The 14,167-nt window shown below is 45.5% G+C and carries 15 protein-coding genes; 7 read left to right on the top strand and 8 right to left on the bottom strand.

Annotated elements, in window-relative coordinates:
• The first annotated feature begins 3 nt into the window (after positions 1-3).
• Positions 4-738 (top strand): amino acid ABC transporter ATP-binding protein, encoded by a 735-nt coding sequence (locus tag MWM02_RS15655; protein WP_064552593.1) that lies wholly within the window; start codon positions 4-6, stop codon positions 736-738.
• A gap of 62 nt (positions 739-800) precedes the next feature.
• Here MWM02_RS15655 and MWM02_RS15650 read toward each other — a convergent pair whose 3' ends face one another.
• A complete protein-coding gene (locus MWM02_RS15650; RefSeq protein WP_064552592.1) occupies positions 801-1,013 on the bottom strand; it encodes an alpha/beta-type small acid-soluble spore protein in 213 nt (70 codons plus the stop codon).
• A gap of 244 nt (positions 1,014-1,257) precedes the next feature.
• Between MWM02_RS15650 and MWM02_RS15645 the strand changes: the two genes are divergently transcribed.
• A complete protein-coding gene (locus tag MWM02_RS15645; protein WP_064552591.1) occupies positions 1,258-1,500 on the top strand; it encodes a hypothetical protein in 243 nt (80 codons plus the stop codon).
• Positions 1,501-1,549: 49 nt separating this feature from the next.
• Here the strand turns inward: MWM02_RS15645 and MWM02_RS15640 are convergent, their stop codons facing one another.
• The 3 genes from MWM02_RS15640 to MWM02_RS15630 all read right to left on the bottom strand — a co-directional run bounded on the left by MWM02_RS15640 (position 1,550) and on the right by MWM02_RS15630 (position 4,198).
• Positions 1,550-2,662 (bottom strand): ABC transporter ATP-binding protein, encoded by a 1,113-nt coding sequence (locus MWM02_RS15640; protein ID WP_064552590.1) that lies wholly within the window; start codon positions 2,660-2,662, stop codon positions 1,550-1,552.
• Positions 2,663-3,006: 344 nt separating this feature from the next.
• Complete coding sequence (locus MWM02_RS15635; protein ID WP_244403637.1) at positions 3,007-3,909, bottom strand: PucR family transcriptional regulator; 903 nt, start codon at positions 3,907-3,909, stop codon at positions 3,007-3,009.
• A 100-nt stretch (positions 3,910-4,009) separates the two neighbouring features.
• Positions 4,010-4,198, bottom strand: a complete 189-nt coding sequence (locus MWM02_RS15630; RefSeq protein ID WP_081260437.1) for a hypothetical protein — start codon at positions 4,196-4,198, stop codon at positions 4,010-4,012.
• A gap of 102 nt (positions 4,199-4,300) precedes the next feature.
• Here MWM02_RS15630 and MWM02_RS15625 point away from each other — a divergent pair, with 102 nt between their 5' ends.
• Positions 4,301-4,708, top strand: coding sequence for a hypothetical protein (locus MWM02_RS15625; RefSeq protein WP_232509611.1), 408 nt, complete (start codon positions 4,301-4,303; stop codon positions 4,706-4,708).
• Here MWM02_RS15625 and MWM02_RS15620 read toward each other — a convergent pair.
• Genes MWM02_RS15620 through MWM02_RS15605 form a run of 4 tightly spaced genes read right to left on the bottom strand, consistent with a single transcriptional unit; the run spans position 4,665 to position 9,348 of the window.
• Positions 4,665-5,840 (bottom strand): YheC/YheD family endospore coat-associated protein, encoded by a 1,176-nt coding sequence (locus tag MWM02_RS15620; RefSeq protein ID WP_064552589.1) that lies wholly within the window; start codon positions 5,838-5,840, stop codon positions 4,665-4,667. The genes MWM02_RS15625 and MWM02_RS15620 overlap by 44 nt on opposite strands.
• The gene (locus MWM02_RS15615) at positions 5,837-7,186 is read right to left on the bottom strand and encodes a YheC/YheD family endospore coat-associated protein (RefSeq protein WP_244402401.1); all 1,350 of its coding nucleotides are present in this window, start codon (positions 7,184-7,186) and stop codon (positions 5,837-5,839) included. The genes MWM02_RS15620 and MWM02_RS15615 overlap by 4 nt, the downstream gene beginning before the upstream one ends.
• Entirely contained in the window at positions 7,183-8,250 is a 1,068-nt protein-coding gene (locus MWM02_RS15610) for a YheC/YheD family endospore coat-associated protein (RefSeq protein WP_244402400.1), read from the bottom strand. Before MWM02_RS15610 ends, MWM02_RS15615 begins: the two co-directional genes overlap by 4 nt.
• Positions 8,251-8,256: 6 nt before the next feature.
• Positions 8,257-9,348: a YheC/YheD family endospore coat-associated protein gene (locus MWM02_RS15605; protein WP_064552586.1), complete on the bottom strand. Its 1,092-nt coding sequence runs from the start codon at positions 9,346-9,348 to the stop codon at positions 8,257-8,259.
• A gap of 127 nt (positions 9,349-9,475) precedes the next feature.
• Here MWM02_RS15605 and MWM02_RS15600 point away from each other — a divergent pair, with 127 nt between their 5' ends.
• From MWM02_RS15600 to MWM02_RS15585, 4 genes are all read left to right on the top strand, one after another.
• Positions 9,476-10,609, top strand: coding sequence for a DUF445 domain-containing protein (locus MWM02_RS15600; protein ID WP_244402399.1), 1,134 nt, complete (start codon positions 9,476-9,478; stop codon positions 10,607-10,609).
• A 90-nt stretch (positions 10,610-10,699) separates the two neighbouring features.
• Positions 10,700-11,053 carry a YlbF/YmcA family competence regulator gene (locus tag MWM02_RS15595; protein ID WP_244402397.1) on the top strand — a complete coding sequence of 118 codons (354 nt, stop codon included), beginning with the start codon at positions 10,700-10,702 and terminating at the stop codon, positions 11,051-11,053.
• A 320-nt stretch (positions 11,054-11,373) separates the two neighbouring features.
• Positions 11,374-12,240: a Cof-type HAD-IIB family hydrolase gene (locus MWM02_RS15590; protein WP_244402396.1), complete on the top strand. Its 867-nt coding sequence runs from the start codon at positions 11,374-11,376 to the stop codon at positions 12,238-12,240.
• A gap of 110 nt (positions 12,241-12,350) precedes the next feature.
• Complete coding sequence (locus MWM02_RS15585) at positions 12,351-13,856, top strand: coproporphyrinogen III oxidase (RefSeq protein WP_244402395.1); 1,506 nt, start codon at positions 12,351-12,353, stop codon at positions 13,854-13,856.
• The last annotated feature ends 311 nt before the right edge of the window (positions 13,857-14,167 follow it).

Raw genomic sequence — 14,167 nt, 5'->3', positions numbered from 1 at the left:
ATGATGATTTCTGTTCAAGGCTTATATAAGCAATTTGGAGACGTAGAAGTATTAAAGGGAATCGATCTTACGGTGGAAAAAGGGAAAGTAGTGGTCATTATTGGTCCATCGGGTTCAGGGAAGACGACGTTTTTGCGTTGTTTAAACGTGCTTGAAGTGCCGACAAAAGGGAAAATTTCGATAGCGAATAGACAGCTTGATTTTTCGAATCCTGTAACGAAACGAGAGATTCATGAATTTCGCCGGCTGACAGGAATGGTGTTCCAAAGCTATAATTTGTTCCCCCATATGACCGCCCTTGAAAACGTCATGGAAGGACCTGTCACGGTCAAGCGCGAAAAGAAAGAGCGCGTACGCGAGAGAGCGATGGCATTGTTGGAGAAAGTGGGGCTGAAAGATAAAGCCCATCATTATCCGTTTCAGCTGTCTGGAGGGCAGCAGCAGCGCGTCGCGATCGCGCGGGCGCTCGCCATGGAACCGGAAGTCATGCTGTTTGATGAACCGACATCGGCGTTAGATCCGGAGCTTGTCGGTGAAGTGCTAAAAGTCATGAAAAGTTTGGCGAATGAAGGAATGACAATGATCGTCGTCACTCATGAAATGAGGTTTGCGAAAGAAGCAGCCGATGAAGTGGTTTTTATGGATGGGGGAATCATCGTGGAAAGAGGAGCTCCAGAACAGTTGCTCGTTTCTCCAAAACATGAACGCACAAGACAATTTTTACAACTTATCGAGTAACAAGACAAATAAAGCCCCAGGCAAACGCGCCTGGGGCTTTAGCCATGGTATATGAAGTTGTGTTATTGGACGTTGCCGAATTGACCACCAAGTTGTTGTTGAGCCATTGCGACAAGGCGCTTTGTAATTTCTCCACCAACGGAACCGTTCGCCCGAGAAGTAGTGTCAGGGCCAAGGTTAACGCCAAATTCTTGGGCGATTTCGTATTTCATTTGATCGATTGCTTGTTGCGCACCAGCGACTAGCAGTTGATTAGAACTGTTGTTGCGTGCCATGTGTAATCATCTCCTTGTTTAAGATTTGATGGTTGGGTCGGCTGGATTTGCACCAGCAACGCATGCCATTGTCAGCATGCCGCCAAGCTAGGCTGAACCCAATGTGTTGTTTGGCAATGGTACTAATAGTTTGAAACGTTTTTCGCTGCTTATTCATTCACGGCTTATGGTAATTTTTTACGTTTTACTGTTGCTGATGTTAGGGAATATGTAAAATAAGGAGCTGCTTTTAGGAGGAAATATCATGCGCATTTGCCCGCTTTGCAACGGTTTATATAATTTGACGGTGCATTGTTCTTATTGCCAGCAGCAAATGGAAGATCAAGGAAAGGTTACCGATTATTTTGATGATTACAGTCCTTATATGGATACGGATATGATGAAATTGGTTGATGGATATCCGGAGACATTCGCTCATCATGAATGCGCGCATCTTTTTTACTGTCCGCGCTGCCGTCATGAGGAAGTGAAATTGATAAAAGAATAGGCTCTAGCTTTTTAAGGCTAGAGCCTGCCTGTTACGACCAACGATTTTATTATTTTTCGTCAGCGGAACGGATTCGTTTTTCTGTTTCGATATCAAAAAAGTGTGCTTTGTTCATATCCAATGCAAGGTCTAGCTGATAACCCGGTTTAATTTCGGTACGCGCGTCAATGCGCGCGACAAATTCTTGACCGTCAATGTTCGAATAAACCATCGTCTCAGCACCGAGCAGCTCGGCAACTTCGACGTTAGCGGTAATTTTTGTGTTTGGAGACGCTTCGATAAAGACAGGTTCGTCATGAATGTCTTCCGGACGAATCCCTAAAATAACTTCTTTTCCAACATAGCCTTGATCACGAAGTACTTTCATTTTTCCTTCTGGAACACCAAAAGTAATATTGCCGATAACAAACTTGCCATCTTGCAACGTCCCTTTTAAGAAATTCATCGCAGGGGAACCGATAAAGCCGCCGACAAAGATATTTTCTGGTTTTTCGTACACTTCTTTTGGCGTGCCAACTTGTTGAATGACGCCGTCTTTCATGACAACAAGCCGTGTTGCCATTGTCATCGCTTCCGTTTGATCGTGTGTAACGTAAATCGTCGTCGTTTCCAAACGTTGATGCAATTTGGCGATTTCCGACCGCATTTGCACGCGCAACTTTGCATCTAAGTTTGAAAGCGGCTCGTCCATTAAAAATACTTTTGCGTCACGGACAATGGCACGTCCTAGCGCGACGCGTTGGCGCTGTCCGCCAGAAAGCGCTTTCGGTTTGCGGTCCAAGTATTGTTCAAGGCCGAGAATGCGCGCTGCTTCGCGAACCCGACGTTCGATTTCCGCTTTCGGAAATTTTCTTAATTTTAATCCGAACGCCATGTTATCGTAGACGCTCATGTGCGGATAAAGCGCGTAGTTTTGGAACACCATCGCGATATCGCGATCTTTTGGCGGAACATCGTTCATGCGTTTGCCGTCGATATACAAGTCGCCTTTCGAAATTTCCTCAAGACCGGCAATCATCCGCAACGTTGTCGATTTGCCGCAGCCGGACGGACCGACAAAGACGATAAATTCCTTATCTTTAATATGTAGATTAAAATCTTTTACGGCAGTCACGTTGTTATCGTAAATTTTATAAATGTGTTCTAAACGAAGCTCTGCCATATTCTCACTCCCCCTATGACGAAATCGGTTTCAACTGCTTTCAGCGTACCGGAAAATGATAGAATTCGTAAATGGACAACATGCACAAAAAAAGAGGGGGATTTCAGGCAAGTTGACAAATAGGCAAATCAAGTCCGAATTTATTGTGCAAAATTCCCCTCTTAGTTGAGTGAACTTGGGGCCTGGAAAAGCAAAATGGCTGTTTGCCGTTTTTTCTACTCAATTTCGAGGCTTAATCAATAGATTGGATTAGAATAAAGGATGCGCTTATGTGTGCACATGCCCGCTTAGATGGACATGATTTTCAGGAAGCGGTCACTTGATCAAAAATCGGGGGAAGCAGCTTAATGGTTTACGTACTCTTTCAACAATATGGCCAGATAAACGGCGACCGCTCCTTTAAAATGTTTAATATCCATTCCTGTTTTTTCAATAAATTTATCGATGCGGTATTGTAAGCTATTGCGGTGCATATATAGCTTTTTTGCCGCTAGGGAAACGTTAAGATCACATTGGAAAAATGTTTTGATGATATGGAGCCATTCATCATCCAATGTTTCCAGAAAAGGGAGCGACTTTCTGACCATTTCCAGTTCGGAATGATGATGAATGAGCAGGAGCGGAATGATATCTTCCATTTGATACACCGTTTGTTTTGGCATATATGTTTGTGCTAATTGGAAACATCGCCTTTCATGGCAAAATGATTCATAAAGATGTTCGCTATATCGATGGATTTGCCCAACAAACAGATGAAGGGTGACATAAAAATCGGTCGATAGCGTGTCCGCCATTTCGGCAAATGGCAGCGGGTCCGGCGTTGGCTTTTGCTTTTTTTCAATAATGACGCCGCGATGGTCGTGTTCCCAAACGATAATAATACGTTCTGGAAACAGCCCGCTAATCGCATCGTAAAAATCGTCTTTATTTGCTACAGATTGTTTTGTCAAAAAATGGATAAAGCGGTAATAAGGGGAATGGGAGGAAAAATGCCGCAGCATCGTTGGATCCCCGTGCATGATCCACCTATGCCATGCCGTTTCTTCATCGCTCATCATGCGATCCGTGTCCGGAATCGGTGTCAGAAAAATCGATAATAATTGTTTTTCTTGTTCCGATAGACGCTGTTTGCAAATTCCAATTTTATCACCGTCTTTCGTATAAAACCATTCATATGCGGCGATGTCGTCGACTTGCTCATTAATGACGATCGCGTCCTTATAGTACGATTGTAGCCGTTCAAGCATGGTGACGTTTCCTTTCTTCATCATCTTAATGTTTTTTACTTCATTATACAAAAAGAAAAGCCGATTTTCTTGATAAAAAGGAAAATCGGCTTTAGAGTTGTTATGTCGTCTCATAAGGGGGTTCTTCTTTTACTAAATCGCGCGTTTCCTCGATGTTTACGGCATCGCCGTAGCCGCGGACATAGCCTCCAGCCATTCCTTCATTGATCATGCGGTCGATGTCCATATGGTATTGATCGCGTCCTTCATAGCGCGAATCTTGATGAGACGGTTTGTTTCGCTCCATCATGAGGGTCCCTCCTTGTTTTTTCTAGTTTGTGTGATGTGGGAATAGATTATCCGTCTTGATCATATATATGACAAAAAATCGGACAAGCAAGGAGGAAGAGGGATGATGCACACCGTGAAACAGCTGCTGCGCGCGACAAGAAGATCAGCGCAGCTAGCAGAACAGTTAGCGGAAATGGTGGACAATGAAATGTGGAAGCAACAATTGGCATTGTATTTAGAAGATATACAACGCCAATATCAGCTATGGCAATACATTCATCATTTACTTGCTGGAGCATATGAAGAAAGCGTTGTTGAGGAAAAGACGGTGAAAGCTTCGGTTGCTGATTTTGTGCATGCGCTTTGCTGCAACGAATTAGAAAAAGGGATGCTATGCCAAAGAGCAAGTGAAAAGTTGTCGGGCGCTGCGCGAAAAGCGGCGGACCAATCATTGCAACAGGCGATTCAATATAGCCGGCTATTTTTTACGATGATGCAAACCCAGTTAGTTCCTCAAATAGAGCGATAAGTTGTTTTGTTCCGGAGCGTTGAATGTCAGGTTCATCAAAAATCATCGGTTTGGCGTTCAGTTCGTACAAATATAACTGCCCATCTTTGCTTCGGCCGATGTCTGCGGAAAACTCACCGATGAATCCGAAATATTTGCTTATTTCTTTCCCGCATTCGTCCATTATATCGCGCAGCAGCCTTTCATCGATCCGGTTTTTCACCTTGGAGTACGGCAGAAGCTTTCCGCCGTTTAGGACGTGCGTCGTCAGTTGCTGCGCTTGCGCCAGCCGCGCACCGATGCCGCTTATTGTGTAAGTGCCGCGCCGATAATGAACAAGAACGCGCAAATCATAGCGGCTACCTTTCCACGTATCGGCATCGATCGCTTGTTGGGCGACATAGCGCGCTGAGGCAAACAATGGGGCAAGCTCATCGAGGGAAACAAGCGTTTTTTGACCGTTTATTTGTTCATAAATGACATATGTTTGCGAAGGAGAAGAAGTTAAACGAAAAATTCCTTTTCCTTTCGCTCCTTCATTTGGCTTAACATAAACACTTCTATATATTTGCAGCATCATTCGTATATCGTCAACGCCATGAACTTCGATCGTTGCTGGCAAATGCGGCCGCAATCGCTCGTTGTTTTTCAGCGCTTCGTATAGTTCCCACTTCGTCAAAAAAGAACGATTAAAAAACGGGATGCGGAGATTGTCTAAAAAGGCGATTGCCTGTTGGAACGCTTCCGTTTTTTCTTCTGCTCTGCTTTTGACGCGGTTGTAAAAAACGTCGGGAAGCGGGGCGGTAACAGGCATCCATCGTTCGAGATCATTAACAAATACATATCCTTGAACGGATCGTTCCGCGATGGCGCTGAATGGAAGCACTACGCTGACGCTTCCCGCTTTTTGTAGCGAATGGGCGATGAGTTCGACATATTGTTTTTTTCGTTTTAAAAGCGCGGGAATGGATGATTCGCTAATCATAATGCCGACAACCGGCCCGATTTTTCCGTTCCTTTCTTTCACGGGAAGCGAAAAAGATGGCGTGTCGTTAGCAAAACGCAATCGATGCCGGTATCCAAACATATAGGAACGGTTCTTGGCTTGGTGAAACCATTGCTTTTTTTCGTGATTGTAGAAAATGATCGTCATGTGAATAACGCCTCTCGTTTATCGATCGTTTTCTTGCTTAAATAGACAGCGTACGCAAGTGAAAGCATCGCTGTTAATTCGTCATATTGTTTTAACTTCGGATGTGTAAAAATTGATCGCCCCGGTTTTGAATTTGCTTCAAACATCCAAATCCGATATTGCCGGTCGATGCCAAGATCAAATCCGATTTCGCCAATGTTCATCTGAAGCTGTTCTTCAAGGCAGCGGCTTAAGGTAAGGGCGGCGTCATAAAGTTGTCGGAGGATATGGTCGCGAGCGCTTCGGTCAGGGAAAATTTCTTCGACCGTTTTGACGATGCCTCCGTTGTGAATATGGGTTGTCACGCTCGCTTTTTCGGCGATTTTCGCTGCAATCGCGCTCACCTGCCAAATCCCTTCTTCGTTTTTATTCGTATGAACGCGAAAGTCGACTTTTCTCCCGTTGATTTCTATGAGACGGATCCCTTGTTGAATAATATACGAGTCTAATTTTTGGTGCGAAAAGACATCTTCCCATAAAGAGGATAACGTTGAAAACGTTTGTGAGCGGTTCGCGCCGCGCTGATCTCGAAATCGGCATTCGTATTTCCTATTTTTTTTTAAAATATGGTGAATGCCTAGACCGCGACTGCCGTTGGCGGGCTTTAAATACACTTCTCCATAACGTTTTAAAAATTGATCAGCTGTTTCAATCGTAGGATAAAACGATGTGTCTGGAAGATAGGGGCGCGATAGCGGATGCTTTTCGAGCAGTCGGTATACTTCCCATTTGTTAAAAAAGTTTTCGTTAAACCAGGGGATCCCGTATTCTGTTTTTAATGTTTCTTTAATTGCTTGGAATGTTTCGGCGTTTTCGATTCGCCGGTTTGGCAGGCGATTGTAAATGACGGTTGGAAACGGAACTTCACGTTGCGTCCAGCCGCTTTCTGTATAAAAATAGCCGGTTATTGTTCCTTTTTCCCAGTTGATATGATGTGCTCCGAAGACAAAGGCGAATACCCCAACCTTTTTTTCTTGTGACAGCAATTTGGCAAAGAAAAAGCTTCGTTTTCCCACTGGACGAAGCGGCGATTTCGTAAATCCGGCGGTAAAAATGCCGACGAGCGGGCCTAGGTGGACGGTGTCTTCAGCGAAAAATAGATGAACGTCGGCAGAAAATGGGATGTATAAGCGTTTGGCGACATCATTCGTAATGATAATTTGTTTGTCTAAAAGCGGAGATGAAACGAAGCGGCATGCCGTTGACATGCTTCCAAAAGATACCATCGTTTGCCCGGAAAGTGAAACATCAGGAGGAAGGTAAACCGTATTTTCTTCGCCCTCTTGTATCGTTAATGAATATTTCATCGGACATTCACCCCGTTTGCGAGAAACAGGCAATAGCGCAGGGGCGCTTCATATATGGCATCAAGTTTTTCAGGAGCGAGCGAAGTAATGATTTTTCGGCCCGGCTTCGAATTGATGTCGATCAGCCATACGGCGCCTTCTTCTGTGATTCCAAGATCAACACCTAATTCAAACAGCGGACCGAACTGCTCTTCCAAGTAAGATGGCAGCACGTTTGTGATTGTTTCGATTCCGTCGGCAATAAAAAGGCGCTGTGGGGAAGGAATTTGGCTGAACCATTCGGAAAAATCGAAAATGGAAGCGCCGGCGCTGACGTTGGCGATGATTGTTCCCGGAGGCCCGACTCTTACTCCTCTGCCGCGTTCGCTCCATTTTCCATGTTCGTTTTTTTGGAAGAAGAAACGCACATCGAACGGCTCATTTTGCTTCGTTTTTAAAGGGAAAAACGGTTGGATAAGATACGAAGAGCGGCGAAGCAGTATTTCCATCCACTGTTGTAAATCTATTTTTCGCTTGATGGTGGCGATGGTTTGGCCGCTTGCATTCAGAATATGCAGATGTCCTTCCACTTGTTTTACAACATAAATGCCCTTGCCTCGCGAACCGTGTGCAGGCTTGCAAATGACGGCTTTTTCTTTCCGGATCATGTGCAGCAAATCGGTGGAGGAACGAAGGAGCACGGTTTTAGGAACATAATAGGAAAGCAGTGGATGATCGATGATCTTTTTGTACAAATCCCATTTACTTGGGAACCCGTATCCTAAAAATGTAATATCCGCCCGCTGTTTGAGCCATTGCATGATCGGTTTGCTTTTTTTCGAGCGATCATCCGCGCGATAAAAGCAGCGGTCATATAAAAAGTCGGGAATATCAAAAACGCTCTCGATCCATGATTGCGTAGCGGCATGAAACTGCAGGCCACGCGCTTTTTCCGTCAATGGATCAATATCAAGCGGGGTAAAGCGGTAGACGGTAATGCCATAACGCTCAGCCCGTTTGGCAATTTCCGTGGAATAATCGATCTCTTGCTGATCATAGATCGTGACGAATCCAAACGAAATCAATTGTACTCACTCCTTTTGTTCGATCAGAAATAAGCAATAGTCAATAATCGCTTTAGCGGAAGGGCGGATAAGGGCGTTGGGCGTTGCCGTATCGGTTTGTTTTGACGGTTTTGTGTTTACTTCAATGATCCACGGTTTGTTTTCTTGATCGATCGCTATATCAATGCCGAACTCTCCATATAATCCGTTGGCTTCGTTTGCGAGCACGGAAGCCGTTTCTAGCGCGATTTCTTTTAACAGCATTTTTAGCTGGAACGCTTTGTTTCGCCGATACCATTGCCCAAGCACGGTATCGATGGAAACGATTTCTCCGCCGCGGGCGAGATTGGCGACAAATTGTTCCTGCTGGGCGATGCGCGCGACAGCGGATGTCACGCGCCATTCGCCGCCATGGATGCGGTGGCATGACAGCCTGAAATCAACGGGGCGCCCGGCCATCGTCTGGATGGCGATGCCTTGTTGAATGATGGCTGCCGACTTCATTTGTTCTTTCAAAGCCGCAAACAGCGATGAAGTAGAAGTGTAGTGCCGCTCCATATCTTTTGTGAGCGTAGAATAGTCAAGGCGAAAATCGCTTTCCGTTTTTTCGATGCGGAAAATATGGCGTCCTTGACTGCCGTGGACCGGTTTGATAAAAGTAACGGGAAATTGTTCGAGAAAATGGTCGAGCGTTTGTTTTTTTGCGAACAATTCCGTTTTCGGCAAATACGGATGCAAGTGCGCATGGTTCAGCAAATGCTCATGCACTTCCCATTTGTGCAAAAAGCGATGGTTAAACATAAGGACATGTTCATCTTCGAGTTTGCGGATAAGACGTTCAAATAAGCGGGAATATTCCGTTTTTCGCGAATGAATGCGGTTATAAATGACTTTTGCCGGTGGGACTTCCGTTTTCGTCCATTCCCCGTTCATCCACTGATAGCCGATGTTTTCATTTTCTAAGTACATCGATAAGGAAGTGACGTATAGAGAAAGCTGCTGCTGCTTGCTATATTCTGCTAATTCCTTGCAAAATTCATGTATGGATCCAAAGCGAACGTGTGAGTCCGTCGTCTGAGAAATTTCCGTCATCACGGCGATAGAATGGGGATGATTCATTGTTCTCCCTCATTTGCGATTTCGTTTCACAATCTCTATAATGAAAAATTAGGCAACCGTTTCATATCGTATCGTATGATTCTCGCCTAATTTTGGTGATAGTGGACATACGCGGAAGGAGAGAAACATGGGGACGATTTTTTATTTGTTGTTTATGATCGTCGTTGGGGCGATAATTGGTGGAGTAACAAATTCTCTTGCCATCAAAATGTTGTTCCGCCCGCATCATCCGGTGTATATGTTCGGAAAACGGCTTCCGTTCACGCCGGGGCTGATTCCGAAGCGGCGCGAAGAGCTTGCCGAACAGCTTGGAAAGATGGTCGTCGAACATTTATTAACTCCAGAAGGCATTCGCCGCAAATTAATGACAAACGAATGGACGGACGGTGCGGTAGAACAGGTGCAACAATTTGTGGAAACATGGCTTTCCCGCGGGCGAACAGTGCGGAGAGTTCTAGAACAAATGGGAATCAGACAACCAGAGGAGCTCATTCGCACAAAAGCGGTTCAATGGTTGGACAAGGTGTACGAACAGGGAATGGAGCCGATGCGGTCAAAAGCGATTCGCGATGTATTTCCTGACGAAGTACAAAAGAAAATCGAGGCACGGATTGGCGATTTAGCGAATTACATCGCTGACCGGGCGCTTGACTATTTTCAAAGTGAAGAGGGAAAACAGCGAATCGCTAAAATGATCGATGAATTTTTTAGCGGCCGCGGGATGTTTGGCAATATGCTGCAAATGTTTCTCGGCAACGCCAACCTTGTCGATAAAGTGCAGCCGGAGATCATCAAATTTTTCCGCCATTCTGGAACGAGGGAACTATTTGCGCAGCTGTTATTCAACGAATGGAATAAACTAACAAGTTATCCTTTTGCGGTGGTTGAGGAACTGATTGGCAAAGAACGGATTCGCCAATCTCTTCGTTGCTTGATCATCAGTGCTGTTGAACGAGATGATTTTTTGGCACGATCGCTTGCCGAGCTCATTGCCCCATATCGGGAGCGGATCATGAATGAATGGATTCCGAAGGCGGTGGCAGCAGGCGGGCGATGGATCAGCGATCAAGTCGAAGCGATCATCGAGCGTCTGCAATTGGCCGATATCGTCCGTTTTGAGGTCGAGTCGTTTTCCGTGGAACGTCTTGAAGAAATGATTTTGTCGATTTCGCGGCGCGAGTTTAAAATGATTACATATTTAGGTGCATTATTAGGCGGAATCATTGGGTTTTTCCAAGGAATCATTGGCTTATGGCTGTAAGGCTGTCCCTCTTTTTGTTAGTCATATCGCTTTTTCTTGGCGCATACGTTATGATAGTGATATGTTACTTTTTTTGTAGGAGGCTTTTTTATGTCGAATCAACTATATGCCCTTGCCGAGCAACTTGGGCAAGCGATCCGTGCAAGCAGTGATTTCCAACAATTAAAACATGCGTACGAGGCGGTGCGCCGCGATGAAACAGCGTATCGCATATTTACGAATTTCCGCGATTTGCAAATGCGCCTCCATGAAAAACAAATGACTGGCGCTGAAATTTTTCCAGAAGAAGTGGAGCAAGCGCAAAAAGCGATGACGCTCGCCCAGCAAAACGAAAAGCTTGCCCAGCTGATGACGCTCGAACAACGGATGAGCATGGTGATGGCAGATGTTCAACAAATTGCAATGAAGCCGCTGGAAGAACTGTATCGTTCATTCGCAGAATAAACGCGAACACTCATATTGAGTGTTCTTTTTTTGTCCGTTTTATCATAGCTATGAAGTGACAGAAAGAAAAGCGAAGGGCGCTCCAATTTCGCCTAAAGGCAGCCTGCATCTTGCAGGAAACGGCGAAATGTCGCCATCGTGGCTCCGGCGACACGCGCTAGAAAGACTGCGGCTACAGCAGGGACCGAAGCGTCGCGAGTCGATCGCTCCCAAAGCTAGACAAGGGAGAACAGCGAAAGGCCGCTAAACCATGCAGAAGGAAGATTGAATGACAAGAGAGAAGCGGGCAAGACTCAACTTTTCGAAAAGGGGGAGACGGCGTGGCATATAAGTTGCTTGCTCTCAATATTGACGGAACGATTTTAAAAAACAACGGCCGCTTGCAGCGGGAAACGAAAGAAGCGGTGGAATACGTAAAACGAAAAGGAGTTTACGTGACGCTGATGACAAGCAGAAATTTGCTTGCGGCGAGAAAAATCGCGAAGGCGTTAAAATTGAATAGCGAATTGATCACATTTCAAGGTGCGATGATCGGAAAATCGCTGAATGAAAAAATATTTGAAGCGCTTATTCCGGAAGAACGGACATTTAATATCGTGCAGGTGCTTGAAAACTTTTATTGTAACATTCGATTGATGCATGAGCGTTATTCGATCGGCAACCGGAAAAAAGTGCAAAAAAATTTGGTCGCAAAAACGGTATTGTCATCTGGCGATCCGTTTTTTTATCCAACCCAGTTTGTCGATTCGCTTGGCGACATATTAATCGATGAACCATTAGCGGTTCCGAAAATAGATGTGTATTTTGCTAACGAAAAGGAGCGAAATGAAGCAGCTGCAGTATTGGAAAAGGCGTTTCCGACCGTCGATATGATCATGCAGCAAAACGGAAAAATGGAAATCGTGCCGCGGGGAGTGTCCAAACTTGCAGGATTGCAACGTCTTGGCAACCATTTAGGCATTCCTTTGAAAGAAATGGTTGTAATCGGCGATAGCCTAGACGATATACCAGCGATTGAGGCGGCTGGCTTAGGAGTCGCGATGGGGAATGCTCCTATGGAAGTGAAAAAAGTGGCTGACTGGGTGACGCGCTCGAACGAACAGCTCGGAGTCGCCTACATGATTAAAGAACATTTCCGCAAACAGCAACGTCTAGAATTTTTGAAAAAATTGAAAATGAAACGATAAAAAAGAAAGCTGGGGTATCTCGTCCCGGCTTCTTTTTTATTGGTGAATCTCTCCGCTTGACGAAGCAGAATCTCCTTCTGTACACTGGAATAAGCTTGACGTGGAAGGTGATGCCATTGCGTATCCAAATCGAAGGATTGCACGATATCGGGCGGTTCCAACGCCCGTTGGAAGTAATCACAGGATTATTTTTTGAAGAATATGAGCTAGTGCTGGAGCAGGGCGGTGACGCGGATATAATCGTCGCGCTTTCCGTAAGCGGCGACAAGCGCGTTTATGCCCATGGAATATTGACAGAAAAAGCGACGGGAAACAAATATGAAGCGGATCATGAAAAAGACATATCCGGCTACCTTGAGGAGAAAGAGCGTTTCAAACAAATAAAATACGCGGTGCTCTATGTATATGTGACGTTATTGCAGCAATATACCGGCCTTATTCAACAATGGGGCGTGCTAACAGGGATCCGCCCTGTCAAATTGCTGCATAAAATGCTGCGTTCTGGGCTTTCGCAAGAGGAAGCGCACCGCCAGCTTCGTGAAGAGTATTTGGTGACGGAAGAAAAAATTAGGCTGATGCAGGAAATCGTCGACCGCCAGCTTGCGGTCGTGCCGGATTTATACGATCTCGCCCATGAGGTAAGCATTTATATCGGCATCCCGTTTTGCCCGACGAAATGCGCCTATTGCACGTTCCCGGCCTACGCCATTAACGGGCGCCAAGGTTCTGTTGATGCTTTTTTAGCCGGGCTGCATTACGAAATGCGGGAAATCGGCCGCTTTTTAAAAGAGCGCGGCATCAATATTACGGCGATTTATTATGGAGGCGGCACGCCGACGAGCATTAGCGCTGAGGAAATGGACCGGCTGTATGCAGAGATGTACGAGTCGTTTCCAAACGTTGAGCGTGTCCGTGAAATCACGGTTGAAGCGGGGCGTCCCGACACGATTACGCCGGAGAAACTGAACGTGCTGAAAAAATGGAACATCGACCGCATCAGCATTAACCCGCAGTCGTACATCCAAGAAACGTTAAAAGCGATCGGCCGCCATCATACGGTTGACGAAACGGTTGAAAAATTCCATCTCGCCCGCGGGATGGGGATGAACAACATTAACATGGATGTCATTATCGGGCTTCCGGGAGAAGGGCTGAAAGAGTTTACGCATACGTTGGCGGAAACGGAAAAACTGATGCCGGAGTCATTAACCGTGCACACGCTCTCGTTTAAACGGGCATCAGAAATGACGAAAAACAAAGCGAAATACAAAGTCGCTGACCGCGGTGAAATCAGCGAAATGATGAAAGCGGCACAAGCTTGGACGAAACGGCACGGCTACGTTCCGTATTATTTGTACCGACAAAAAAACATTCTCGGCAACCTTGAAAACGTCGGCTATGCCTTGCCGGGAAAAGAAAGCATCTACAACATTATGATTATGGAAGAACAACAGTCCATCATCGGGCTTGGCTGCGGCGCCTCGAGCAAATTTGTCGATCCGAAAACGCGGAAAATTACCCGCTTTGCCAACCCGAAGGAGCCGAAAGCGTATAACGAAAACTTTGTCCACTATACGGAAGAAAAGTTAAGAATGCTGGAAGCGTTGTTTGGATAGACGGGCTTTAGACAAGTGTCTGAGGCCTGTTTTTTTGGCTGTTTAACGAATTAATCAAAAGCATGTAAAAGAATTATCGCTGCCATCAAAAGAACGAAGCCAACCATATCATATCCAATCCGTCTAACTCCTTTTGGCTGTGAATCGAGCCGTAAGCTCTTTCGGTTTCATGCGCCGCCTGTGATCTTGTGCAAGCCTTCGATGGGTGTAAAGGTTTTGGCATCATGGTGGAGCTGTTCCGTTGATTGCGTTTCATGCACATCTTTCATTGTTTCCCACGTCCTTTTCTGTTCAAACACCGATTGCTTTCG

The organism is Parageobacillus sp. KH3-4, from assembly GCF_022846435.1.
Classification (GTDB): Bacteria; Bacillota; Bacilli; order Bacillales; family Anoxybacillaceae; genus Parageobacillus; species Parageobacillus thermoglucosidasius_A.
Note: the sequence above shows the minus strand (reverse complement) of the source record. Positions and strands in the feature narration are given on the sequence as shown.